The organism is Streptomyces sp. NPDC043996 (genome assembly GCF_056435225.1).
The window spans coordinates 179,521-203,512 of record NZ_JBWKEY010000005.1; the positions used below are offsets into that span (position 1 = coordinate 179,521).

Genomic DNA, 23,992 nt, shown 5'->3' on the forward strand with positions numbered 1-23,992 from the left:
GTCGCAATTGGGCCAACCGGGTGAGTTGACGTAAGAATTGCCTGGTACAGACGTTGAGGACGAGGCAGGACGGGGTTGCTCTGTGACCAGCAACGAAGCCACCGACGAACAGTGGGAGGGGCTCGCCCAGGTCGTGCCGCTGCGCGGCCGCAACGAGTGGCCGTCGTGGCCGGGGCACCGCTCGCTGCCCGACGCCGAGACCGAGACCCGGCGGCGCTTCGTCGTCACGCGCGTGAACGTCTTCTCCGACGCCCGCGAGGTCGCCGAGAACCTCATGGCGCAGATCCCCGTCCTGCTCGACCTCAGCGGCGCCGAGACCGAGACCGCCAAGCGGGTCCTCGACTTCAGCAGCGGAGTCGTCTTCGGCCTCGGCTGCGGCATGCACCGCGTGGAGAAGAACGTCTTCCTGCTCTCGCCGCCCGACACCGAGGTGCAGGGCCTGGTGGAGGCGGCCACCGTCTGACGGCGGGTCTGACGGCGGGTCTGACGGCGGGTCTCGCGACCGGTCACGGGAGGGGGTCGCGTAGCCCAACTCCCCAGCTCACGCGCCTTCTTAGGCGGTGATCGCTCGATCGGGCGAAGGGCAGCTGGGCAAAACGGTTCGCCTGATCCACTTCCGCTTAGCTTCCGGTGCATGACTGTGCACTCCCGCCGGACGTACGCGCAGGATCCGGCGGCCGCGACCGACCGGGACCGGCCGCGCGTCACCGAACTGCGGCTCTCCGCCTTCGCCGGGCACCGGAACGCGACGTACCGCCTCGGCCCGCTGACACTCTTCGCGGGCCCGAGCGGCAGCGGCAAGACCAGTGCACTGCGCGCGTACGAGGCGCTCGCGCTGCTCGGCGCGGGCGCCGAACTCGTCGACGTGTTCCCGCGGCCCGCCCGCTGCGTGCCCGAGCGCGCCCGCGCCGACGGCCAGGCCCGCCGCGGCTTCCGCATCGGCTGCACCGTCGATGGCCCCGCGGGCCCCGTCCGGCTCGACGTCGCCGTCCAGGCCGAGCCGGAGCTGCGCATCGCGGGCGAGCGGCTCACCCGCGACGGGCTCACCCTCCTGGAGACCGCGCTGCGCGACCCCGGCCGCCGCGCCGTCCAGGCCTCCTGGCACACGGCGGGCGCGGCCCCCGTCACCCGCGCGCCGCTGCCCGACGACCGGCTCGGCACCGCGCTGCTCCCGCTGCGGGTCGCGGGCAAGACCGACGGGCAGCGGCTCGTGCTCGCCGCCGCCGAGCAGGTCGTCGTCGCGCTGCGGTCGGTGTTCGCCTGCGACCCGCGCCCCGGCCACATGCGCGAACCCGTGCTCTCCGCGCTCGCCCGCCCCGGCCGTCTGCTCGGCGGCTGCGACAACCTCGCCGAGGTCCTGTGGCGCACCCGCTCCGAGTGCGGCAACCGGCACGCCCAGCTCGTCGCCGCGCTGCGCGCCGGGTGCGCGGGCCCCGTCGCCGACGTCCTCGCCGAGCAGACCGTGGACGGCGCGCTGCGGGCCGTGCTCGACCGGGGGGACGGGACGCGCACCTGCGTGGGGCGGCTCGGCGACGGCGAGCTGCGGTATCTGGCCCTGGCCCTGGTGCTGCTCACCGGGCCCCGGGTCCTCGAGGTCGACCCGGTGGCCGAGGTCCCCGAGGCGTACCAGAGCCTGACCGTCCTCGCCGACGGCTTCGACCGCTGCTTGGACCAGCGCCAGAAGCGGGCCCTCGCGGACCTCGCGGCGCGCTCCTGCGGGCGCGGGCACATCCGCCTCATCGGCGCCGTCGCCGACGCCACCTGGGCCGCGGCGGCGGACGGCGTCACCGTGGTGGACCTCGGCCGAACAGGATGAACCGGGATGTAGTTGACTGAGGCCCGTGACCGATCACGATGTAGCGGGACTGCAGCGAAGGCTGGCCGAGTTCGCGGCCGCGCGGCGCTGGGAGCCCTACCACACGCCCAAGAACCTGGCCGCCGCGCTCAGCGTGGAGGCCTCCGAACTCGTCGAGATCTTCCAGTGGCTGACGCCGGAGGAGTCGGCGCGCGTGATGGAGGACGCCGACTCCGCCCACCGCGTGACGGACGAGGTCGCCGACGTCCTCGCGTATCTGCTCCAGTTCTGCGAGGTGCTCGGCATCGACCCGCTGACGGCGCTCGCGGCGAAGATCGACCGCAACGAGGAGCGCTTCCCGGCTCCCTGACGCGCGGCCCCCCTGACGCGCTGCCCGCCCCGCCGCGCTGTGCGAACGGCGGCCCCGCGCCGCCCCGCGCACGTCCCGGCACCGGCAGGGCGCACCCTTCGCCAAGCGCCCGGCGTGCGCCCCACGGCCCCCGTCCGCCGTGCCCGGCGGCGCCGTCAGGGCCCATCCACCCCGCAAGTCGGCGGCAGTCACCACCCGCAGGCCGCGCCAAAAGTCCCGCCAAGACACCCCTTCGTCACTCTCCGGGGTGGATGCATTGTCCACAGTCGTAAGTTTGTCCACAGATTTCAGGCTTCCTCTGGCTTTTCGAACGGAAGGCACTCACTGTGGGTAGTGGACAAGGGAGTTCGGGTGAACGTGCCGCGAGTGGGCGCGGGATGAATGGGGACGGCGCATGGATGCGATGCGGCTCATCGAGGCGACGAGATGCGCCTTGGCGCGCAGTCAGGAGCCGGTGGCCATCGTGGCGGAGGTGTGGCAGTCCCAGGCTCTGGCCCAGGCGATCGGGCATCGCCTCGCGGTCGCGGGGCCGCCGGAGTTACGGGGCGAGGCGCTCGGCCTGAGCGAGCTGAGCGGCCGCGGCTGCGGCCTGCTCGACCCGCCGCGCTCCACGGCACAGGAGATACGGGCGGCGGGTCTTACGGGAATCGCCGACGCCCACGACACGCTGCTCGGCCTCGGCACCCTGCTCGCCGAGGCCGGGATCGCCCTCGTCTCGGTGGCGATGGCCGCCGAGGACGAGGGTCTTTACTGGCAGTGCATGGAGTCGATCGACGCGGCCGACGAGTCGAGGGACCGCGTCGTGGAGATGCTCCGCAAACTGGCGGCCCGCGAGCGCATGACCGCCGACCAGGCCCGCGACACCTGCGGAGGGGCGGTGCTTGAGGGCTGACGGCCCGCGCACAGAGCGCTGAAATGCGCGGACCGCCGTCTTATGGGGGGCGCCCCTCTGCGGGGCCGCCCCTCTGCTGGGCTGCGCCTCTGCTGGGCTGCGCCCCGAAGGGGCGCGGGGCGGTGTCGATGTGCGGCTCCGCCGCGTGGGCGCGCCCAGCCACGAGGCACCCGCAGCCGAACACTGCACCCGAGAGGTCAGACCCGCTGGTCACCCTCCGACGTGGGCGGCCGCGTGGACCCCTGAAGGTCGGCGTCCAGTTGCGTCAGATCCGCGTTGAGCGCTGCCATCAACTCCTCCATCTGTTGCAGCAGGCCCTTGGGCGCGCCCTGCGGCCCGGCCGGCGGCAGGGCGCGCTGCTGCTCGGGCACGACCTGGTCGCGCGCCTGTTGCGGCGCGAACGGGTCGTGCGCCTGCTCGGGCACGGCTTCCTGGGACATCACGGCCTCCTCGGCCCGCGCCCCGGCGGCCGGAAGCGCTCCGGCCGGTCGAGGCATTTGGTGCGGCGGACGCACCGGCGCGGCCGCCGGCACGGGTGCCGGGCGGCCCGGCTCCGCCCGAGCAACGATCACCGGCTCGGGCCAGTCACTGGCGCGGGCCCGCACCGGCCGCCGGGTTGACGCATTTTCACCCGACCGGTGCCGCGGGGGACCGGCGGGACCAGTGAGGTTGACGGGCGTTCGAGCGTGCAGGATGGAGCCATGGATCTTCGCATCTTCACCGAGCCCCAGCAGGGCGCCACCTACGACACCCTCCTGACCGTCGCCAAGGCCGCCGAGGACCTCGGCTTCGACGCCTTCTTCCGCTCCGACCACTATGTGCGCATGGGCGCGGCCGACGGCCTGCCGGGTCCCACGGACGCGTGGATCACCCTGGCGGGGCTCGCCCGCGAGACCCGGCGCATCCGGCTCGGCACGCTGATGACGGCGGGCACCTTCCGGCTGCCGGGCGTCCTCGCCATCCAGGTCGCGCAGGTCGACCAGATGTCGGGCGGCCGGGTGGAACTGGGCCTGGGCGCGGGCTGGTTCGAGGAGGAGCACAAGGCGTACGGCATCCCCTTCCCGAAGGAGAAGTTCGGCCGCCTGGAGGAGCAGCTGGCCATCGTGACGGGCCTGTGGGAGACGCCGGTCGGCAAGACCTTCGACTTCGACGGCACGTACTACCAGCTGTCGGACTCGCCCGCGCTGCCCAAGCCCGCCCAGGCCAAGGTGCCGGTCCTCATCGGCGGCCACGGCGCGGTCCGCACCCCGCGCCTGGCCGCGCGCTACGCCGACGAGTTCAACATCCCCTTCGCCTCCGTCGAGGACAGCGCCCGCCAGTTCCAGCGCGTCCGCGACGCCGCCGAGCAGGCCGGGCGCGGGCGCGACGCGCTGGTGTACTCCAACGCGCTCGTCGCCTGCGTCGGCAAGGACGACGCCGAGGTCGCCCGCCGTGCCGCGGCCATCGGCCGCGAGGTGGCCGAGCTCAAGGCCAACGGCCTCGCGGGTTCCCCCGCCGAGGTCGTCGACAAGATCGGCAGGTACGCGGAGACCGGCGCGAGCCGGGTCTACCTCCAGTGCCTGGACCTGGACGACCTGGACCACCTGGAGCTGATCTCCGCACAGGTGCAGTCGCAGCTGTCCTGACCCCCGCCGGGCACGCGCCCGGGACCACGCGATCGACTCCGTCAGACGGCGGGCGTGGCCCGCTCCGCGGCCATCTCGGCGAGGACCTCGTCGATCGGGGTGGGGGTGATGTCCAGGGTCTTCGCGGTGAACGACGCGTCGAGGACGGCGGGCCGGTCGTACAGGTAGAGCATCTCCGGGAACTCCGCCATGACCGGGTCGGTCCGCCCGATCTCCTCGAGTTCGGCCTCCGTCATCCGCCCCAACCGCGGGGCAGGCGCGCCAGCCGCTTCGGCCAGGCGTGCGGCCAGTTCCCGTACCGGCGCCTCAGACGTGGAGGGTACGTGCCAGGCGCGGCCCCAGGAGTCCGGGTGGCGCCCCGCGGCGATGAGGGTGCGGGCGGCGTCGACGGCGTACGTCCAGCTGTGCGGAGCGTCCGGATCGCCGGGGTAGGAGGCGGGCGATCCCGCGAGGATCTGCGCCCCCACCATGAGGGTGAATGGCGAGTAGGCGCCCGCGCCCAGGAAGTCGCTGGCCCGGACCTCGCTCACGCGCACGCGGCCCGCGTCGTGGGCGGTGCGGGCGTCCTGCCACATCCGGGCCCGGACGCGGCCCTTGACGCTGGTCGGGGCCAGGGGCTGGTCCTCGGCGGCGGCTGCGGCGGCTGCGGCGGTGGGGCCGTAGCCGTAGGTGTTGCCGAGCATGACGTAGTCCGCGCCGGCGCGTTCGGCCGCGGTCAGCACGGCGGCGGCCAGCGGCGGGAACTGCGTCGGCCAGCGGTCGTAGGGCGGCATGGCGCAGTTGAACACGGTGGCCGCGCCGCGGGTCAGCTCGATGAGCCGCGCGGTGTCGGTGGCGTCGGCGGCGACGCGTTCGATCCGCTCGTGCGCAGGACCGCTGCCGCGGCGGGTGAGGAGCCGGACCCGCTCTCCGGCGTCGGCCAGCAGCCGGGCGGTGGCCGATCCGGTGGCTCCGGCTCCGATGATGACGTGCAAGGACACGGTGTTCTCCCTGGTCGCGGTGGTGGGCATCGGCCGCTGGCCCCGACAGCCGCGGCGACGTGCTCCCTACCTTCCGCCCCAGGTGATCATTAGGGTAGTGGCCCGAATGCCGATCATCCGGAGGTTCGGGCCATGCACCGGGTCGCTGTCATCGCCGTCCCCCCGGCCACCACGTTCGACCTGTCCATCCCCGAACTCGTGCTCGGCGAGACGTCGGTCGACGGCGCCCCCGGCTACCAGGTGCGCGTCTGCACCGCCCGTCCGGGAGCCGTCGCCACCAGCGGCAGCCTGGAAGTCGGCGTCCCCCACGGCCTGGAGGCCGTCGACGACGCCGACACCGTCATCGTCACCGGCACCACGGCCCGCCACGACATCGACCCGCGCGTCCTGTCCGCGCTGCGTGACTCCGCGGCCGCGGGCAAGCGCGTCGCCTCGATCTGCACCGGAGCGTTCGTCCTGGCCCAGGCCGGACTGCTCGACGGCCGCCGCGCCACCACCTACTGGACCAAGTCCGCGGAGTTCGCCCGCCGTTTCCCCGCCGTCGAGCTCCGCCCCGACGTGCTGTACGTCGAGGACGGCAACGTCCTGACCTCCGCCGGACTCTCCGCGGGCATCGACCTCTGCCTGCACCTGGTGCGCGCCGACTACGGCGCCGCGACGGCCAACGCGGTGGCCCGCCTGGTCGTGGCGGCGCCCGTGCGGCCGGGCGGGCAGGCCCAGTTCATCGAGGCACCGCTGCCGCCCGAGACCGGCACTGCCCTCACCGCGACCCGTAGCTGGGCACTGGAACGGCTGCACGAACCGCTCTCCCGCGCCGACCTCGCCGCCCACGCCCGCACCAGCATCCGCACCCTGACCCGCAAGTTCCACGCGGAAACCGGCCTCAGCCCGCTCCAGTGGCTGCTCCACCAGCGCGTCCTGCGGGCCCAGGAACTCCTGGAGACGACCGGCCTGCCGATGGACCAGGTGGCCCGGCTCAGCGGCCTCGCCACCACCGACTCCCTGCGCCAGCACCTGACCCGATGGACCGGACTGACCCCCAGCGCCTACCGCGCGGCGTTCACCCACCGCTCAGGCCACCAAAATGACCGCGTGCGATCACCGCAACAGAGGTACGTTTGTGCAGGCACGCCGGGGGGTGGCGTCGTACCGGCGAGCCGATCGCAGGCGGCGCCCGCGTTCGAAGGCGAGGGGTGAGAAGAGGCCCCGCGCCGTGATCCCCCCAGCGCGCCCGTCCGTTGCCGCGGTCCATCCCGCCAGGAGCCGCCGTCATGCGGCTCGTGTGCACGCGATGTGCACCCGTGCGCCACGGGCCGACAGCATCCGCAGCTCAACAGGCATACCAAGGCAGACCCACCGTGTTCCTGACGATCAGCACCACAGGATCCCCTGAACGCCCCGCGACCGACCTCGGGTTCTTGCTGCACAAGCACCCCGGGAAGGCGCAGGCGTTCTCCACCTCGCACGGCCGCGCGCACGTCTTCTACCCAGAGGCGTCCGACGCGCGCTGCACGGCCGCGCTGCTGCTCGAAGTGGACCCCCTGGCGCTGGTGCGCCGGGGGAAGGGGCGCGGCGGCGCGCCGGACGCGGCCCTCGCCCAGTACGTGAACGACCGCCCCTACGCCGCGTCCTCGCTGCTCGCCGTCGCGCTGAGCGCCGTCTTCTCCAGCGCGCTGCGCGGGGTCTGCAAGGCGCTGCCCGAGCGGGCCGCACAGCCGCTGCCGCTGCGCGTGGAGGTCCCCGCGCTGCCCGCGCGCGGCGGCCCCGACCTGGTGCGGGCGCTGTTCGAGCCGCTCGGCTGGACGGTGAAGGCCGAGCCGGTGCCGCTGGACGAGCGCTTCCCGCAGTGGGGCGCGTCGCGGTACGTACGCCTGGTCCTTCAGGCCGAGGACGGGCGGCTCACGCTCAGCGAGGCGCTGCGCCACCTGTACGTGCTCCTTCCGGTCCTCGACGACGCCAAGCACTACTGGGTCTCGGCCGACGAGGTCGACAAGCTCCTGCGCGCGGGCGAGGGCTGGCTCGCGGCCCACCCCGAGCAGGCGCTGATCACCAGCCGCTATCTGTCGCGGCGCTGGTCGCTGACGCGCGCGGCCAGGGAGCGCCTCGAACTGGTGCGGCTCGCCGACGCCGACGACACGGACGTCACGGAGCTCGACAACGCCGTGAACGAGGACGTCGACACGGAGGAGCGGCCGGTGCCGCTCGCCGTGCGGCGGCGCGAGGCGGTCGTCGCGGCCCTGGAAGCGGCCGGGGCGGCCCGGGTGCTCGACCTCGGCTGCGGGCAGGGCCAGCTGGTGCAGGCGCTCCTGAAGGACACCCGGTTCACCAAGGTCGTGGGCGTCGACGTGTCGGTGCGCGCGCTGACCGTGGCGGCCCGGCGGCTGAAGCTGGACCGCATGGGCGAGCGCCAGGCGGAGCGCGTGGAGCTGTTCCAGGGCTCCCTCGCGTACACCGACAAGCGCCTGAAGGGGTACGACGCGGCGGTGCTCAGCGAGGTCATCGAGCACGTCGACGTGGAGCGGCTGCCCGCCCTGGAGTACGCGGTGTTCGGCTCCGCCCGCCCGCGCACCGTCGTCGTGACGACCCCCAACGTCGAGTACAACGTCCGCTGGGAGTCCCTGCCCGCGGGCCACGTCCGCCACGGCGACCACCGCTTCGAGTGGACGCGCGCGGAGTTCCGGCGGTGGGCCGACGGCGTCGCACGGCAGCACGGGTACGAGGTCGCGTACGCGCCGGTGGGCCCCGACGACCCCGAGGTGGGCCCGCCCACCCAGATGGCCACGTTCACACGGGACGCCGCCACCACGACCGCGCAGGACACCACGACCACGCAGAACACCACGACCGCGAAGGAGGAGAAGGCCGCATGACCAGCAGCGAGAGCAGCGAGAGCAGCGAGAACCGCGCAAGCCGCGACAGCAGCGAGAACCGGGCGCGTGTCCTGCCCGTCACCGACCTCTCCCTCGTGGTGCTCGTCGGGGCGTCCGGCTCCGGCAAGTCGACGTTCGCGCGCCGGCACTTCAAGCCGACCGAGGTGATCTCGTCCGACTTCTGCCGGGGCCTGGTCGCCGACGACGAGAACGACCAGAGCGCGAGCCGCGACGCCTTCGACGTGCTCCACTACATCGCGGGCAAGCGGCTCGCGGCGGGCCGCCGCACCGTCGTCGACGCGACGAGCGTGCAGAGCGAGAGCCGCAAGCAGCTCGTCGAGCTCGCCAGGAAGTACGACGTGCTGCCCATCGCCGTCGTGCTCGACGTGCCCGAGGAGGTGTGCGCCGACCGCAACGCGGCCCGCACCGACCGCGCGGACATGCCGCGCCGCGTGATCCAGCGGCACATCCGCGAACTCAAGCGCTCCCTCAGACACCTGGAGCGCGAGGGCTTCCGCAAGGTGCACGTCCTGCGGGGCGTCGAGGAGGTCGAGACGGCGACGGTCGTCACCGAGCGGCGCTTCAACGACCTGTCCCACCTCACCGGTCCCTTCGACATCGTCGGTGACATCCACGGCTGCGCCAGCGAGCTGGAGACGCTCCTGGGCGAGCTCGGGTACGTCGACGGCGTCCACCCCGAGGGCCGCACGGCCGTGTTCGTCGGCGACCTCGTCGACCGCGGCCCGGACACCCCGGGCGTGCTGCGCCGGGTGATGTCCATGGTCGCCGCGGGCCAGGCCCTGTGCGTGCCCGGCAACCACGAGAACAAGCTCGGCCGCTACCTGAAGGGCCGCAAGGTCCAGCACACGCACGGCCTCGCCGAGACCATCGGGCAACTGGACGGCGAGAGCGAGGAGTTCCGCGCCCGGGTGCGGGAGTTCGTCGACGGCCTCGTCAGCCACTACGTCCTCGACGGCGGCGCCCTCGTCGTCTGCCACGCGGGCCTGCCCGAGAAGTACCACGGCCGCACCTCGGGCCGGGTGCGCTCGCACGCCCTGTACGGCGACACGACCGGCGAGACCGACGAGTTCGGCCTGCCCGTGCGCTACCCGTGGGCGGAGGAGTACCGCGGCAAGGCGGCCGTCGTCTACGGCCACACGCCCGTGCCGACGGCGACCTGGCTGAACAACACCATCTGCCTGGACACCGGCGCCGTCTTCGGCGGCAAGCTCACCGCGCTGCGCTGGCCGGAGCGCGAACTCGTCGACGTACCCGCCGAGAAGGTCTGGTACGAACCGGCGCGGCCGCTGCGCACCGACGCGCCCGGCGGCCACGACGGGCGGCCCCTCGACCTCGGCGACGTGCACGGCCGCCGGGTCGTGGAGACCCGGCACGCCGGGCGCGTGACCGTGCGCGAGGAGAACGCGGCGGCGGCCCTGGAGGTCATGAGCCGCTTCGCGGTCGACCCGCGCCTGGTGCCGTACCTGCCGCCGACGATGGCGCCGACGGCGACCTCGCGGCGCGAAGGCTACCTGGAGCACCCGGCGGAGGCCTTCGCGCAGTACGCGGCGGACGGCGTGGAGCGCGTGGTGTGCGAGGAGAAGCACATGGGCTCCCGCGCGGTGGTCCTGGTCTGCAAGGACGCGGAGGCGGCGCGCGAGCGGTTCGGCGTGGACGGGCCCACGGGCTCGCTCTGCACGCGTACCGGACGGCCGTTCCTCGACGACCCGGTGATGACCGAGGAGGTCCTCGCGCGGGTGCGGGCCGCCGTCGGCGCGGCCGGCCTGTGGGAGGAGCTCGCCACCGACTGGCTGCTCCTCGACGCCGAGCTGCTGCCCTGGTCGCTGAAGGCCACCGGCCTGCTGCGCACGCAGTACGCGGCCGTGGGCGCCGCGTCCGGCGCGGTGTTCCCGGGCGCCCTGAACGCCCTGGAGGCGGCGGCCGCCCGCGGGATCGACGTCGGCGGCCTGCTCGACACGCAGCGCGAACGGGCCGCGGACGCCGCCGCGTTCACCGACGCCTACCGCCGCTACTGCTGGCCGACCGACGGGCTCGACGGCGTGCACCTCGCGCCGTTCCAGATCCTCGCCGTCCAGGGCAAGAGCCTCGCCGGGCTGCCGCACGACCAGCAACTGGCCCTGATCGACCGCATGGTGGAGCACGACGGATCGGGCCTGCTGCGCACCACGCGCAGGCTGTACGTGGACACGGGCGACGAGGAGTCGGTCCGCGCGGGCACCGACTGGTGGCTGGAGATGACCGGGCGCGGCGGCGAGGGCATGGTCGTCAAGCCGGTCGGGGCGCTGGTGCGTGACGGCAAGGGGCGCCTGGTCCAGCCGGGCATCAAGTGCCGGGGCCGGGAGTACCTGCGGATCATCTACGGCCCGGAGTACACGCGTCCGGAGAACCTGGACAAGCTGCGCGGCCGCTTCCTCGGCCACAAGCGCTCGCTGGCGATCCGTGAGTACGCGCTCGGCCTGGAGGCCCTGGACAGGCTCGCGGACGGCGAGCCCCTGTGGCGGGTCCACGAGGCGGTGTTCGCGGTGCTCGCACTGGAATCGGAACCTGTCGATCCGCGTCTGTGACACGAGGGTCGAGGCGGGGGCCGAGGCGGGGTCGGTGGGAGGCAACACCGGTGTCCCGCCGGGCAGGACGCCCGGCGGGACACCGGCGGGCGCCGCCGCCGCGCCGCCCCGTGACCTGTTTCCGCGCGCTTTGGACGCGTCATGAGGCCCCGGAGAGGTGAGGATGGGGACATGGGATTCCACGTCGACTCCGAGGCCGGGCGCCTGCGCCGCGTCATACTGCACCGACCGGACCTGGAGCTGAAGCGGCTCACGCCGACCAACAAGGACGCCTTGCTGTTCGACGACGTCCTGTGGGTGCGGCGGGCGAGACAGGAGCACGACGGGTTCGCGGACGTGCTGCGCGACCGGGGCGTGACGGTCCACCTGTTCGGTGATCTGCTCACGGAGGCGCTCGACGTGCCCGCCGCCCGGCGGCTCGTCCTGGACCGCGTCTTCGACGAGAAGGAGTACGGCCCGCTCGCCACGGACCACCTGCGCGCCGCGTTCGAGGGGCTGCCCTCCGCCGAACTCGCCGAGGCCCTGGTCGGCGGCATGACGAAGCGCGAGTACCTGGAGCGCCACCCGGAGCCCACCTCGGTGCGCTTCCACTGCATGGACCTGGACGACTTCCTGCTCGGCCCGCTGCCCAACCACCTGTTCACGCGCGACACCTCCGCGTGGATCTACGACGGCGTGTCGATCAACGCGATGCGCTGGCCCGCCCGGCAGCGCGAGACCGTCCACTTCGAGGCGATCTACCAGCACCACCCGCTCTTCCACGGCCAGGTCGGGCACCTCTGGTCGCAGGGCCAGGCGGACTACCCGTCCACGATCGAGGGCGGCGACGTCCTGGTCATCGGCAACGGCGCGGTGCTCATCGGCATGAGCGAGCGCACCAAGCCGCAGGCCGTGGAGATGCTCGCGCACAAGCTGTTCGCCGCCGGGTCCGCGACCACGATCGTGGCCCTCGACATGCCCAAGCGCCGTGCCTTCATGCACCTGGACACGGTGATGACGATGGTCGACGGCGACACCTTCACCCAGTACGCGGGCCTCGGCATGCTGCGCTCGTACACCATCGAGCAGGGCGTCGACGAGGAGCTGAAGGTCACCGACCACGCGCCCGAGCACATGCACCGGGCCATCGCGGCGGCACTCGGCCTCGACCGCATCCGGGTCCTCACCGCGACGCAGGACGTGCACGCCGCCGAGCGCGAGCAGTGGGACGACGGCTGCAACGTCCTCGCGGTCGAGCCGGGCGTGGTCGTCGCCTATGAGCGCAACGCCACGACCAACACGTATCTGCGCAAGCAGGGCATCGAGGTCATCGAGATCCCCGGCAGCGAGCTCGGCCGGGGCCGGGGCGGCCCGCGCTGCATGAGCTGCCCGGTGGAGCGGGACGCGGTCGGGGCCTGAGGGCGGGGCCGGGGGAGGATGTCCGGGCGGGCCCGGAGCGCGCACCCGCCGGTGGGCTCGTAGGGCGTGCATATAAATGTGGCTGATCGTATAGACTTTCAACGTCATGTCTTCGCACCCCAGGAGCGCCCCCATGGCGAACGGCTCGCCCGGCCCCGGCCTCACCGGCCGCCCCTTCCTCAAGGAGCTGGACTTCACCGCCGACGAGTTCCGCGGCCTGATCGCCCTGGCCGCGGAGCTGAAGGCCGCCAAGAAGGCGGGTGCGGAGGCGCCGCGGCTGCGCGGCAAGAACATCGCGCTGATCTTCGAGAAGTCCTCCACGCGCACGCGCTGCGCCTTCGAGGTCGCCGCCGCCGACCAGGGTGCCTTTACGACGTACATCGACCCGTCCGGGTCACACATCGGCACCAAGGAGTCCGCGCGGGACACCGCGCGCGTCCTCGGCCGGATGTTCGACGCGATCCAGTTCCGGGGTGACGCCCAGGAGACGGTCGAGACGCTCGCCGCCCACGCGGGCGTGCCCGTCTACAACGGCCTGACCGAGGACTGGCACCCCACGCAGCTGCTCGCCGACGTCCTCACGATGACCGAGCACTGCGCGAAGCCGCTGGAGCGGATCGCGTTCGCCTACCTCGGCGACGCCCGGCTGAACATGGGCAACTCCTACCTCGTCACCGCCGCGCTCCTCGGCATGGACGTACGCATCGTGGCGCCCCGCGCCTACTGGCCCGCCGAGCACGTGGTGGCCCGCGCGCGCGAGCTCGCCGCTGACTCCGGGGCGCGGATCACGCTCACCGAGGACGTCGCCGCCGGGGTCGCGGGCGTGGACTTCGTCGCGACCGACGTCTGGCTGTCCATGGGGGAGCCCGCGGAGGTCTGGGACCAGCGGGTCCGCGACCTCGCCCCGTACGCCGTCACACGGGACGTCCTGAGCGCCACCGGCAATCCCGGCGTGAAGTTCCTGCACTGCCTGCCCGCGTTCCACGACCTCGGGACGTCCCTGGCCCGCGAGGTGGCCGGGCGGCACGGGCGGGACTGGCTGGAGGTCAGCGACGAGGTCTTCGAGTCGGAGCACTCCGTCGTCTTCGACGAGGCGGAGAACCGGCTCCACACGATCAAGGCGGTCCTGGTCGCGACGCTGGCCCCCTGACCCGCGTGGGACGCCCCAGACCCGCCCCTTCCCGAACTGGGGCTCCGCCCCAGACCCCGCTCCTCAAACGCCGGAGGGGCTGAAAGATCGCCGCAACCGGCAGATTTCAGCCCGTCCGGCGTTTGAGGACGAGGCCGAAGGCCGATTGCTTTTGGGGGTCCAGGGGGCGGAGCCCCTTGGTTTCGGGAAGGGGCGGGATTGGGGAGCCCCGCTAGGGCGCCGTCAAGCGGAACCACACCGCCTTGCCCGACGCAGTCGGCCGGTGGCCGCAGGCCGAGCTGAGGGTGCGGATCAGCAGGAGTCCGCGCCCGTGCTCCTGCCAGGGGTCGGGCTCGCCGCCCACGACGGGCGCGGTGAGATCCCCCGGCGGCACCGGATTGGAGTCCCGCACCTCCACCTGGCACTGCGTGGGCAGCAGCTCGATCAGGAGCTCTATGGGTGCGTGCCCCGGCGCGTGCTCCACGGCGTTGGCCACCAGCTCCGCGGTGAGCAGCTCCGCGGTGTCGGTGTCGGCCAGGGAGCCGATGTCCGTGAGCGCCGTGCGCACCAGCGCACGGGCGATCGGCACGGCCGCCGTGGTGTGCGGCAGGGCGATGCGCCAGCTGGCGGGAGAGTGCGGTTCGGGCAAGGCGCGTCCGTTCGGCGAGCAGGGGGGCCGGCGCGGTCCGTGGTCCCGCGATCCTGCTTTCAACCGTACGAATCCTAAGCCGACGGCGGCCAGGGCCGTTGGTCGGCCCGTTCCGGGACCTCGGTATATCGCGCACTCATGACGACAGTCATGGATCGGTGATAGCTTCGAGAGGGGAACGCGTCCGCCCACTCCGCCGAGGAGGCCGCACGTCATGAGTCCCTTCACCGGCTCCGCAGCCCGCACCCCAGAGTGGGAGCATCTGCGCCTCACCCGCGACGAGGGCGTCGCCACCGTCACCCTGGCCCGCCCGGACAAGCTCAACGCGCTCACCTTCGGCGCCTACGCCGACCTGCGCGACCTGCTCGCCGAGCTGTCCCGGGACAAGTCGGTGCGCGCCCTGGTGCTCGCGGGCGAGGGCCGCGGCTTCTGCTCGGGCGGTGACGTCGACGAGATCATCGGCGCCACGCTCGCCATGGACACCGCCCAGCTGCTCGACTTCAACCGCATGACCGGGCAGGTGGTGCGCGCTCTGCGCGAGTGCCCCTTCCCGGTGGTCGCCGCCGTGCACGGGGTGGCCGCGGGCGCGGGCGCGGTCCTCGCGCTCGCCGCGGACTTCCGGATCGCCGACCCCTCGGCCAAGTTCGCGTTCCTGTTCACCCGGGTCGGCCTGTCCGGCGGCGACATGGGCGCCGCGTATCTGCTGCCCCGGGTGGTCGGCCTCGGGCACGCCACCCGTCTGCTGATGCTCGGCGAGCCGGTGCGCGCCCCGGAGGCCGAGCGGATCGGCCTGCTCAGCGAGCTGACCGAGGAGGGCAGGGCGGATGAGAGGGCCGCCGCCCTGGCCCGCCGCCTCGCCGATGGCCCGGCCCTGGCGTACGCGCAGACCAAGGCCCTGCTCACCGCGGAGCTCGACATGCCGCTCGCGGCGTCCGTGGAGCTGGACGCCGCCACCCAGGCCCTGCTGATGAACGGCGAGGACTACGCCGAGTTCCACGCGGCCTTCACCGCCAAGCGGTCCCCGAAGTGGCGGGGGCGGTGACCATGGAGCCCTCGGCCACCGGCGCCCGCCGCGCCCCGCTGGCCCGCCGCGTCGCCGTCGTCGGCGGCGGCCCCGCCGGTCTGTACGCCGCGGCGCTGCTCAAGCGGCTCGCCCCGGAGCGCGAGGTCACCGTCTGGGAGAAGAACGCGCCCGACGACACCTTCGGCTTCGGCGTCGTCCTCTCGGACGAGACGCTCGGCGGCATCGAGCACGCCGACCCCGTCGTCTACGCGGCACTCCAGGAGCGCTTCGTCCGCTGGGACGACATCGACATCGTGCACCGCGGCACCCGGCACACCTCCGGCGGCCACGGCTTCGCGGCCCTCGGCCGCCGCCGCCTCCTCGCGGTCCTGCACGAGCGCTGCCGCGAACTCGGCGTCGACCTCCGCTTCCGCGCCCAGGCGCCGCCCGCCGCCGAGTTGTCGGCCGCGTACGACCTGGTGGTCGCCGCGGACGGTGTGCACAGCGCGACCCGCGAGGCGGGCGCCGACGTCTTCAGGCCCACGGTCACCGGCCACCGCTGCCGCTACATCTGGCTCGCCGCCGACTTCGCCTTCGACGCGTTCCGCTTCGAGATCGCGGAGACCGAGCACGGCGTGATGCAGCTGCACGGCTACCCGTTCTCGCCGACGGAGTCGACGGTCATCGTCGAGATGCGCGAGGAGGTCTGGCGCGCGGCGGGCTTCGCCGACGGGGACGTGGCGGAGTCCATCGAGCGCTGCGCCAAGATATTCAAGGGCGCCCTCGGCGGCCGCTCCCTGCGCTCGAACAACTCCTCCTGGCTGGTCTTCCGCACGGTCGTCAACGACCGCTGGAGCGACGGCAACACGGTCCTGCTCGGCGACGCCGCCCACACCGCGCACTTCTCCATCGGCTCCGGCACCAAGCTCGCCGTCGAGGACGCCCTCGCGCTCGCGGCCTGCCTCCAGGAGCAGCCCGACGTGCCCGCGGCCCTCGCCGCGTACGAGGCCGAGCGGCGCCCGGTGGTCGCCTCCACGCAGCGCGCCGCCCGCGCCAGCCTCCAGTGGTTCGAGGAACTGCCCCTCTACGTGGACCAGCCGCCCCGCCAGTTCGCGTTCAACCTGCTCACCCGCAGCCGCCGCGTCACCCACGACAACCTGCGGCTGCGCGACGGGCACTTCACGGCCGCGGTGGAGCGCGACTTCGGCTGCCCCGCGGACACCCCGCCCATGTTCACCCCGTTCCGCCTCGGCGGCCTGACGCTGCGCAACCGCGTGGTCGTCTCGCCGATGGACATGTACTCCGCCGTGGACGGCGTCCCCGGCGACTTCCACCTGGTCCACCTGGGGGCGCGGGCCCTGGGCGGCGCGGGCCTGGTCATGACCGAGATGGTGTGCGTCAGCGCCTTGGGCCGCATCACCCCCGGCTGCGCCGGTCTCTACACCGACGAGCAGGGCGACGCCTGGGCGCGGGTCGTCGACTTCGTCCACGCCCAGGCCCCCGCGACCGCGCTCGGCGTCCAGCTCGGCCACTCCGGCCGCAAGGGCTCCACCCGCCTGATGTGGGAGGGCATCGACGAGCCCCTGCCCGAGGGCAACTGGCCCCTGGTGGCCCCGTCCCCCCTCCCGTACACCCCCCGCAACCAGACCCCCCACGCCCTGCGCGCCGACGAACTCCCCGCCCTGCGCGAGCAGTTCGCCGCCGCCGCGCGCCGGGCGGCCCGCGCGGGCTTCGACCTGCTCGAACTCCACTGCGCCCACGGCTATCTGCTGTCCAGCTTCCTGTCCCCGCTCACCAACCAGCGCACGGACGTCTACGGCGGCTCCCTGGAGGCCCGGCTCCGCTTCCCCCTGGAGGTCTTCGACGCGGTCCGTGAGGTGTGGCCCGCCGAGCGGCCCCTGACGGTCCGCGTCTCGGCCACGGACTGGGCCGAGGGCGGCACCACCGCCGACGACGCCGTGGCGATCGCCCGCGCCTTCGCCGCCCACGGCGCCACCGCGATCGACGTGTCCACCGGCCAGGTCGTCGCCGACGAGGCGCCCGCGTACGGCCGCTCGTACCAGACCCCGTACGCGGACCGCATCCGCAACGAGACCGGCATCCCCGTCATGGCCGTCGGCGCCATCTCCTCCTGGGACGACGTCAACTCCCTGCTCCTGGCGGGCCGCACCGACCTCTGCGCCCTGGCCCGCCCCCACCTCTACGACCCCCACTGGACCCTCCACGCCGCGGCCGAGCAGTCCTATGAGGGCCCCGGCGTCACCTGGCCCCTCCAGTACCGCGCGGGCAGCCGCCGCCCCCAGACGGGCCGCACGGACGCCCCGAAGCCGAGGCTGAGCCTGGAGTCGCCCGCCGCTCCCCGCTGACCCCCGCTCAGGCCCCGGCCACGAACCCCGCCCCGGCCTCCCGCAGCCGCTCGTCAAGGCCCCGGAACACCTCCGCCGAGCGGGCCCCCGGCCAGTCCCCGGGGAGGAGGTCCGGGGGCAGGCCGGGGTCGACGTAGGGGAGGTGGCGCCAGGAGTCGAGGGTGAGGAGGTAGTCCCGGTAGGCGGGCTCGGGGGGCGTGTCCGGGCGGTCGCGCCAGGCGCGCAGGACCGGCTCGTGGCGGTCGAGGAACGCCTCGTGCTGCTTGGCGATGGCACAGAGGTCCCACCAGCGGGACACCGCATCGGCCGTCGGCGTGAAGCCCAGGTGCTCGCCGCGGAACAGGTCCACGTAGGAGGAGAGTTCCAGGCGGGTGAGGGTGTGCCGGGTCTCCTCGTAGAGGTGGGCGGGCGCGATCCACACCCCGGGGGCCGCCGTGCCGAAGCCCAGGCCCGCGAGGCGGGAGCGCAGGACGTGGCGCTTGTGGCGCTCGGACTCCGGGACGGAGAACACGGCGAGGACCCAGCCGCCCTCGCGGCGCCCGGCGGCGTCGGGGTAGATGCGGCGGTCGCCGTCGTCGAGGAGCTGCCGGGCGTCGGGGGACAGGGCGTATCCGGCGGCCCCGGCGGCGGTGCGCGCCGGGACCAGGAGGCCGCGGCGCTTGAGGCGGGACACCGAGGAGCGCACGGACGGCGCGTCCACGCCCACCGGGGCGAGGAGCCGTACGAGTTCGGCGACCGCGACGGGGCCGGGCGCCGCGCGGCCGTACGCGCCGTAGAAGGTGACGATCAGGGACCTGGGGGTGTGCTGCTCGGACACGTGATCACTCTAGGCCCCGGCGCCGGGGCCGGGCTCCCGCAGCCGGAAGCGCTGGAGCTTGCCGGTGGCCGTGCGCGGCAGCGCGTCCAGGAACACCACCTCGCGCGGGCACTTGTACGGCACGAGTTCCGCCTTGACGAACTCGCGCAGCCGCTCGGCGTCCGCGCGGGCGCCCGCGCGCAGCACCACGTACGCCACGGCCACCTGGCCGCGCCGCTCGTCGGGGCGGCCGACGACGGCGGTCTCCACCACGTCCGGGTGACGCAGCAGGGCCTCCTCGACCTCCGGGCCCGCGATGTTGTACCCCGCCGAGATGATCATGTCGTCCGCGCGGGCCACGTAGTGGAAGTAGCCGTCGGCGTCCCGGACGTAGGTGTCGCCGGTGACGTTCCAGCCGTGCCGTACGTAGTCGTGCTGCCGTGGGTCGGCCAGATACCGGCAGCCGATCGGGCCGCGCACCGCGAGCAGACCCGGCTCCCCGTCGGGCACGGGCACCCCCGAGGCGTCGACCACGCGCGCCTGCCACCCGGGCACGGGCAGCCCGGTGGTGCCGGGCCGGATGGCGTCGTCGGCGGCGGAGATGAAGATGTGCAGGAGCTCGGTCGCCCCGATGCCGTTGATGATGCGCAGCCCGGTGCGCTCGTGCCAGGCCTGCCAGGTGGCGGCGGGGAGGTTCTCACCCGCGGACACGCAGCGGCGCAGCGACGCCAGCGGCGAGGGGTGCGCGGCGCCCGGCGCGTCCAGCTCCTCAAGGAGGGTGCGGTACGCCGTCGGGGCAGTGAAGAGGACCGTCACCCCGTGCTCGGCGATCGCGGGCAGCAGCTGGCGGGGGGCCGCCTGCTCCAGGAGCAGGGCGGACGCGCCCACGCGCAGCGGGAAGACCACCAGGCCGCCGAGGCCGAAGGTGAAGCCGAGCGGCGGACTGCCCGCGAACACGTCGTCGGGCCTGGCCTTGAGCACATGGCGCGCGAAGGTGTCGGCGATCGCGAGGACGTCCCGGTGGAAGTGCATGCAGCCCTTGGGGCGTCCGGTGGTGCCGGACGTGAAGGCGATGAGCGCGACGTCGTCGGCCGCCGTGTCCACGGCGGCGTACGGCCGCGGCTCCTGGGCCGCCGCCCGGGCCAGGAGGTCGTCGGGGCCCTCGCCGCCGTACGTGGTCACGCGCAGGCCCGGCACCCCGGCCTTGGTCAGGCCGTCGACCGCGCGGGCGTCGCACAGCGCGTGCGAGACCCGCGCGATCTCGCACATCGTGGCGAGCTCCTGCGGCCGCTGCTGGGCGAGGACGGTCACCGCGACGGCGCCCGCCTTCATCACCGCGAGCCAGCAGGCGGCGAGCCAGGGCGAGGTGGCGCCGCGCAGCAGGACGCGGTTGCCCGGGACCACGCCGAGCTCGTCGGTCAGCACGTGCGCGATCCGGTCGACATGGTCCTGGAGCTCGCCGTACGACCACACCGTGCCGTCGCCCGAGCGGAACGCGGGCCGCTCCGCGCCATGGCGCTCGGCGGACTTGTCGAGCAGTTCGGCGCCGCAGTTGAGGCGGTCGGGATAGTGCAGTTCCGGCCGGTCGCGCACCAGCGCGGGCCAGTGCTCGCGCGGCGGGAGGTGCTCACGCGCGAACGTGTCGACGTGCCCCGTGGGCACCCCGCCGCTCTCGCTGTTGGTTGCCCCTGTGGTCTCCATGGCGCCTCGCCACCTTTGCCGGTCGGGCGTAGTGATGGGCTCGCCCAACGAGCGTATCGTGATGGTGACGACAGTCAACACTTCGCGATATACCGTACGGGGCGTGCGCGGGCGCCCCGCGCCAGGGGAGAGGCCAGAGATGACAGCATTCTCGCTCAATCCAGAACAAATCGCTCACTGTGCCCGGCTGCGGGAGCTGGCCGGGGACCGGCTCCGCCCCCTCGCGGAGAAGGGCGAGACCGGCCGCGTGAACCGGCCGCTGACCGAGGCCCTCGGCGAACTCGGCCTCCTGGAGGGGCTGTTCACCGCCGGGGCCCTGGACCTGTGCCTGACCCGCGAGTCCCTCGCCCGCGTCTGCACGGAGGCGGAGACCGCGTTCGCGCTCCAGGGCCTCGGCGCGCACCCCGTGCACGCGTACGGCTCGGCGGCGCAGCGGGAGCGCTGGCTGCCGCCCACGCGCGCGGGCCGCGCGATCGCCGCCTTCGCGCTCTCCGAGCCAGGCGCGGGCTCGGACGCGGCCGCCCTCGCCCTCGCCGCCACCCCCGACGGCGCGGGCGCATGGCGCCTGACCGGCGAGAAGACCTGGATCTCCAACGCGCCCGAGGCCGACTTCTACACCGTGTTCGCCCGTACAACGCCCGGCGCGGGCGCCCGCGGCGTGACCGCCTTCCTGGTGCCCGCCGACCGCGCGGGCCTCACCGGCACCCCGCTCGCGATGCTGTCGCCGCACCCCATCGGGGCGCTCGCCTTCGACGGCGTGCGCGTCACCGCGGGCGACCTGCTCGGCGAGGTGGACCGGGGCTTCCGGGTCGCCATGACCACCCTCAACCGCTTCCGGCCGAGCGTCGGCGCGTTCGCCGTCGGCATGGCCCAGGCCGCGCTCGACGCGACGCTCGCGCACACCGCGGCGCGGGACGCGTTCGGCGGCAAGCTCAAGGACCTCCAGGCGGTGTCCCACCAGGTCGCGGAGATGGCCACGCGCACCGAGGCCGCGCGCCTGCTCGTGTACGCGGCCGCGGCCGCCTACGACCGGGGGGAGCCCGGCATCGCGGGCCGCGCGGCGATGGCGAAGCTCTTCGCCACGGAGACGGCCCAGTACGTCGTCGACACCGCCGTCCAGCTGCACGGCGCCCGCGCCCTCCAGCACGGGCACCTCCTTGAGCACCTCTACCGCGAGGTGCGTGCGCCGCGCGTGTACGAGGGTGCGAGCGAGGTCCAGCGCGCCGTCATCGCCAAGCAGTTGTACGCCCCCGCCCCTGCCCCCGCCCCCAAGGAGTCCCTGTGAGCCCCGAGCGCCTCAACCCCGACGAGCTCTCCCCGGCCACCGGCTTCAGCCACGCCGTCGTGGCCACCGGCGGCCGTGTCGTCTTCCTCGCCGGGCAGACGGCCCTCGACACCGACGGCAAGGTCGTGGGGGCCACCCTTCCCGAGCAGTTCGAGCGGGCCCTGGCCAACCTGCTCGCCGCCCTGCGCGCGGCGGGCGGCACGCCCGCGGATCTCGCGCGGGTCACCGTCTACGCCACGGATGTCGCCGACTACCGCCTGCACGCCCGTGAACTCGGGGCGGTCTGGAAGCGGTTGGCGGGGCGCCACTACCCCGCGATGGCGGTGATCGGGGTGGTGCGGCTGTGGGACGAGGAGTGCCTGGTGGAGCTGGACGGCTTCGCGGTACTCCCCTAACCCGCCCCGTCCCGAGCCAGGGGGCTCCGCCCCCTGGACCCCCGAAAAGCAATCGGCCTTCGGCCTCGTCCTCAAACGCCGGACGGGCTGAATCTGTCTCAGCCACGGCCGGGATCTCCAGCCCGTCCGGCGTTTGAGGACGAGGCGCGAAGCGCCAACTGTCTGTGAGCGGGGGAACGGGGGCAGCCGCACCCGGATCGGGAAGGGGTGGGCCTGGGGCGCCCCGCGAAGGCCCCAGCGGAGCGCACCCGTAGCCGACCGGACGGGACGTCCTTAGATGTCCCGGAACGTCTCGATCTGCGCCCCAACGGAGTTCAGCCGCTCCGCCAGGTCCTCGTAGCCCCGATTGATCACGTACACGTTGCGCAGCACGGACGTGCCCTCCGCGGCCATCATCGCGAGCAGCACGACCACGGCCGGGCGCAGCGCGGGCGGGCACATCATCTCGGCGGCGCGCCAGCGGGTGGGGCCCTCGACGAGCACCCGGTGCGGGTCGAGGAGCTGGAGGCGGCCGCCGAGGCGGTTGAGGTCCGTGAGGTAGATCGCGCGGTTGTCGTAGACCCAGTCGTGGATGAGGGTCTTGCCCTGCGCCGAGGCCGCGATGACCGCGAAGAACGGGACGTTGTCGATGTTCAGGCCGGGGAACGGCATCGGGTGGATCTTGTCGATGGGCGCCTCCAGCTTGGAGGGGCGCACGGTGACGTCCACCAGGCGGGTGCGGCCGTTGTCCGCCGCGTACTCCGCCGAGCGGTCGTGGTCCAGGCCCATCTCCTCCAGGACCGCGAGCTCGATCTCCATGAACTCGATCGGGACGCGGCGGATGGTGAGCTCCGACTCGGTGACCACGGCGGCGGCGAGCAGGCTCATCGCCTCGACCGGGTCCTCGGAGGGGGAGTAGTCGACGTCCACGTCGATCTCCGGCACGCCGTGCACGGTCAGGGTCGTGGTGCCGATGCCCTCGACCTTGACGCCGAGCGCCTCCAGGAAGAAGCACAGGTCCTGGACCATGTAGTTGGAGGAGGCGTTGCGGATGACGGTCGTCCCGGCGGAGCGGGCGGCGGCGAGCAGCGCGTTCTCCGTCACCGTGTCGCCGCGCTCGGTCAGGACGATCGGGCGGTCGGGCGTGACGTCCCGGGCGACCTCCGCGTGGTAGAGGCCCTCGGTCGCGGCGATGTCCAGGCCGAAGCGGCGCAGCGCGATCATGTGCGGCTCGATCGTGCGGGTGCCGAGGTCGCAGCCGCCCGCGTACGGCAGGCGGAAGCGGTCCATGCGGTGCAGCAGCGGGCCGAGGAACATGATGATCGAGCGGGTGCGGCGGGCGGCGTCCGCGTCGATGGCGTCCATGTCGAGCTTGGCGGGCGGCACGATCTCCAGGTCGACGCCGTCGTTGATCCAGCGGGTGCGCACGCCGATGGAGTTGAGGACCTCCAGGAGGCGGTAGACCTCCTCAATGCGCGCGACGCGGCGAAGGACCGTGCGGCCCTTGTTGAGCAGGGAGCCGCACAGCAGGGCCACGCAGGCGTTCTTGCTGGTCTTGACGTCGATCGAGCCGGAGAGACGACGGCCGCCGACGACCCTCAGGTGCATCGGACCCGAGTACCCGAGCGAGACGATTTCACTGTCCAGTGCCTCGCCGATGCGGGCGATCATCTCAAGGCTGATGTTCTGATTGCCGCGCTCGATGCGGTTGACGGCGCTCTGGCTGGTGTTGAGCGCCTCGGCCAGCTGCGACTGTGTCCAGCCACGGTGCTGCCGGGCGTCACGAATGAGCTTGCCGATGCGTACGAGGTAGTCGTCTGCCATGCGCCAGAGGCTATCTCAGATATGAGATGAGGCGCGCGTCGGGGTAGGCCATTAGTGGACTGGCTGGTTCCGACCCGTCAGGCGCGGCCCGCCCGGCGCCCGTTGAGCCGCAGGTGAGCGCCGTGCACCACTGTGCCCGGGCCGCGAACGTGTCGCACGCCAGCGACGGGGAACTCGACCACTTGGCGGAGCGTCGACTCATGCGGGGCCCTGGGGCGCGCACGCCAGGGCGCGCGCGGCAGATCAAGCCCGTCCGGCGTTTGAGGACAAGCGCGCAGCGCGAAGCGCCCCGCAAGGCGCGCGAGGCGTACCAAGCCCGTCCGGCGTTTGAGGACGAGCGCGCAGCGCGA

The 23,992-nt window shown here is 73.4% G+C and carries 20 protein-coding genes; 14 read left to right on the forward strand and 6 right to left on the reverse strand.

Annotation, left to right across the window (positions count from 1 at the left end; all coding sequences use genetic code 11):
- Positions 1-82: 82 nt before the first annotated feature.
- From AC07A4_RS14945 to AC07A4_RS14960, 4 genes are all read left to right on the forward strand, one after another.
- Positions 83-463: a cell division protein SepF gene (locus AC07A4_RS14945; RefSeq protein ID WP_030682464.1), complete on the forward strand. Its 381-nt coding sequence runs from the start codon at positions 83-85 to the stop codon at positions 461-463.
- 171 nt (positions 464-634) lie between these two features.
- Positions 635-1,816 carry an AAA family ATPase gene (locus AC07A4_RS14950; RefSeq protein ID WP_478597865.1) on the forward strand — a complete coding sequence of 394 codons (1,182 nt, stop codon included), beginning with the start codon at positions 635-637 and terminating at the stop codon, positions 1,814-1,816.
- Positions 1,817-1,841: 25 nt separating this feature from the next.
- Positions 1,842-2,165, forward strand: a complete 324-nt coding sequence (locus AC07A4_RS14955) for a nucleotide pyrophosphohydrolase (protein WP_478597867.1) — start codon at positions 1,842-1,844, stop codon at positions 2,163-2,165.
- A 394-nt stretch (positions 2,166-2,559) separates the two neighbouring features.
- Entirely contained in the window at positions 2,560-3,057 is a 498-nt protein-coding gene (locus tag AC07A4_RS14960; protein ID WP_478597869.1) for a DUF6099 family protein, read from the forward strand.
- Between the two features lie 197 nt (positions 3,058-3,254).
- Here the strand turns inward: AC07A4_RS14960 and AC07A4_RS14965 are convergent, their stop codons facing one another.
- Positions 3,255-3,497 carry a hypothetical protein gene (locus AC07A4_RS14965; RefSeq protein WP_478597871.1) on the reverse strand — a complete coding sequence of 81 codons (243 nt, stop codon included), beginning with the start codon at positions 3,495-3,497 and terminating at the stop codon, positions 3,255-3,257.
- Between the two features lie 261 nt (positions 3,498-3,758).
- Here AC07A4_RS14965 and AC07A4_RS14970 point away from each other — a divergent pair, with 261 nt between their 5' ends.
- Positions 3,759-4,682 carry an LLM class F420-dependent oxidoreductase gene (locus tag AC07A4_RS14970; protein WP_478597874.1) on the forward strand — a complete coding sequence of 308 codons (924 nt, stop codon included), beginning with the start codon at positions 3,759-3,761 and terminating at the stop codon, positions 4,680-4,682.
- A gap of 41 nt (positions 4,683-4,723) precedes the next feature.
- On the opposite strand, the gene AC07A4_RS14975 is transcribed toward AC07A4_RS14970, so the two are convergent.
- Entirely contained in the window at positions 4,724-5,662 is a 939-nt protein-coding gene (locus tag AC07A4_RS14975) for an NAD-dependent epimerase/dehydratase family protein (protein ID WP_478597877.1), read from the reverse strand.
- A 132-nt stretch (positions 5,663-5,794) separates the two neighbouring features.
- Here AC07A4_RS14975 and AC07A4_RS14980 point away from each other — a divergent pair, with 132 nt between their 5' ends.
- The 5 genes from AC07A4_RS14980 to argF all read left to right on the forward strand — a co-directional run bounded on the left by AC07A4_RS14980 (position 5,795) and on the right by argF (position 13,665).
- Positions 5,795-6,859: a GlxA family transcriptional regulator gene (locus AC07A4_RS14980; RefSeq protein WP_478597880.1), complete on the forward strand. Its 1,065-nt coding sequence runs from the start codon at positions 5,795-5,797 to the stop codon at positions 6,857-6,859.
- A gap of 161 nt (positions 6,860-7,020) precedes the next feature.
- Positions 7,021-8,532, forward strand: coding sequence for a 3' terminal RNA ribose 2'-O-methyltransferase Hen1 (locus AC07A4_RS14985; RefSeq protein WP_478597882.1), 1,512 nt, complete (start codon positions 7,021-7,023; stop codon positions 8,530-8,532).
- Positions 8,529-11,117, forward strand: a complete 2,589-nt coding sequence (locus tag AC07A4_RS14990) for a polynucleotide kinase-phosphatase (protein WP_478597884.1) — start codon at positions 8,529-8,531, stop codon at positions 11,115-11,117. The genes AC07A4_RS14985 and AC07A4_RS14990 overlap by 4 nt, the downstream gene beginning before the upstream one ends.
- Before the next feature lie 171 nt (positions 11,118-11,288).
- Positions 11,289-12,515, forward strand: a complete 1,227-nt coding sequence (locus AC07A4_RS14995; RefSeq protein ID WP_478597886.1) for an arginine deiminase — start codon at positions 11,289-11,291, stop codon at positions 12,513-12,515.
- Positions 12,516-12,648: 133 nt separating this feature from the next.
- The gene (gene argF / locus AC07A4_RS15000) at positions 12,649-13,665 is read left to right on the forward strand and encodes an ornithine carbamoyltransferase (RefSeq protein WP_478597888.1); all 1,017 of its coding nucleotides are present in this window, start codon (positions 12,649-12,651) and stop codon (positions 13,663-13,665) included.
- Between the two features lie 211 nt (positions 13,666-13,876).
- Here the strand turns inward: argF and AC07A4_RS15005 are convergent, their stop codons facing one another.
- Entirely contained in the window at positions 13,877-14,356 is a 480-nt protein-coding gene (locus AC07A4_RS15005) for an ATP-binding protein (RefSeq protein WP_478597891.1), read from the reverse strand.
- A gap of 151 nt (positions 14,357-14,507) precedes the next feature.
- On the opposite strand from AC07A4_RS15005, the gene AC07A4_RS15010 reads away from it, so the two are divergent.
- Complete coding sequence (locus AC07A4_RS15010) at positions 14,508-15,335, forward strand: enoyl-CoA hydratase family protein (RefSeq protein WP_478597893.1); 828 nt, start codon at positions 14,508-14,510, stop codon at positions 15,333-15,335.
- 2 nt (positions 15,336-15,337) lie between these two features.
- Entirely contained in the window at positions 15,338-17,662 is a 2,325-nt protein-coding gene (locus AC07A4_RS15015) for a bifunctional salicylyl-CoA 5-hydroxylase/oxidoreductase (protein WP_478598897.1), read from the forward strand.
- A gap of 7 nt (positions 17,663-17,669) precedes the next feature.
- On the opposite strand, the gene AC07A4_RS15020 is transcribed toward AC07A4_RS15015, so the two are convergent.
- Both AC07A4_RS15020 and AC07A4_RS15025 read right to left on the reverse strand, forming a co-directional pair.
- Positions 17,670-18,479 (reverse strand): PaaX family transcriptional regulator, encoded by an 810-nt coding sequence (locus AC07A4_RS15020; RefSeq protein WP_478597895.1) that lies wholly within the window; start codon positions 18,477-18,479, stop codon positions 17,670-17,672.
- A gap of 9 nt (positions 18,480-18,488) precedes the next feature.
- Positions 18,489-20,159, reverse strand: coding sequence for an AMP-binding protein (locus AC07A4_RS15025; RefSeq protein WP_478597897.1), 1,671 nt, complete (start codon positions 20,157-20,159; stop codon positions 18,489-18,491).
- A 139-nt stretch (positions 20,160-20,298) separates the two neighbouring features.
- Between AC07A4_RS15025 and AC07A4_RS15030 the strand changes: the two genes are divergently transcribed.
- Positions 20,299-21,444, forward strand: coding sequence for an acyl-CoA dehydrogenase family protein (locus tag AC07A4_RS15030; RefSeq protein WP_478597899.1), 1,146 nt, complete (start codon positions 20,299-20,301; stop codon positions 21,442-21,444).
- Entirely contained in the window at positions 21,441-21,839 is a 399-nt protein-coding gene (locus AC07A4_RS15035) for a RidA family protein (RefSeq protein WP_478597902.1), read from the forward strand. Before AC07A4_RS15030 ends, AC07A4_RS15035 begins: the two co-directional genes overlap by 4 nt.
- A 273-nt stretch (positions 21,840-22,112) precedes the next feature.
- On the opposite strand, the gene AC07A4_RS15040 is transcribed toward AC07A4_RS15035, so the two are convergent.
- Positions 22,113-23,642: a helix-turn-helix domain-containing protein gene (locus AC07A4_RS15040; protein WP_478597904.1), complete on the reverse strand. Its 1,530-nt coding sequence runs from the start codon at positions 23,640-23,642 to the stop codon at positions 22,113-22,115.
- Positions 23,643-23,992 lie beyond the last annotated feature (350 nt).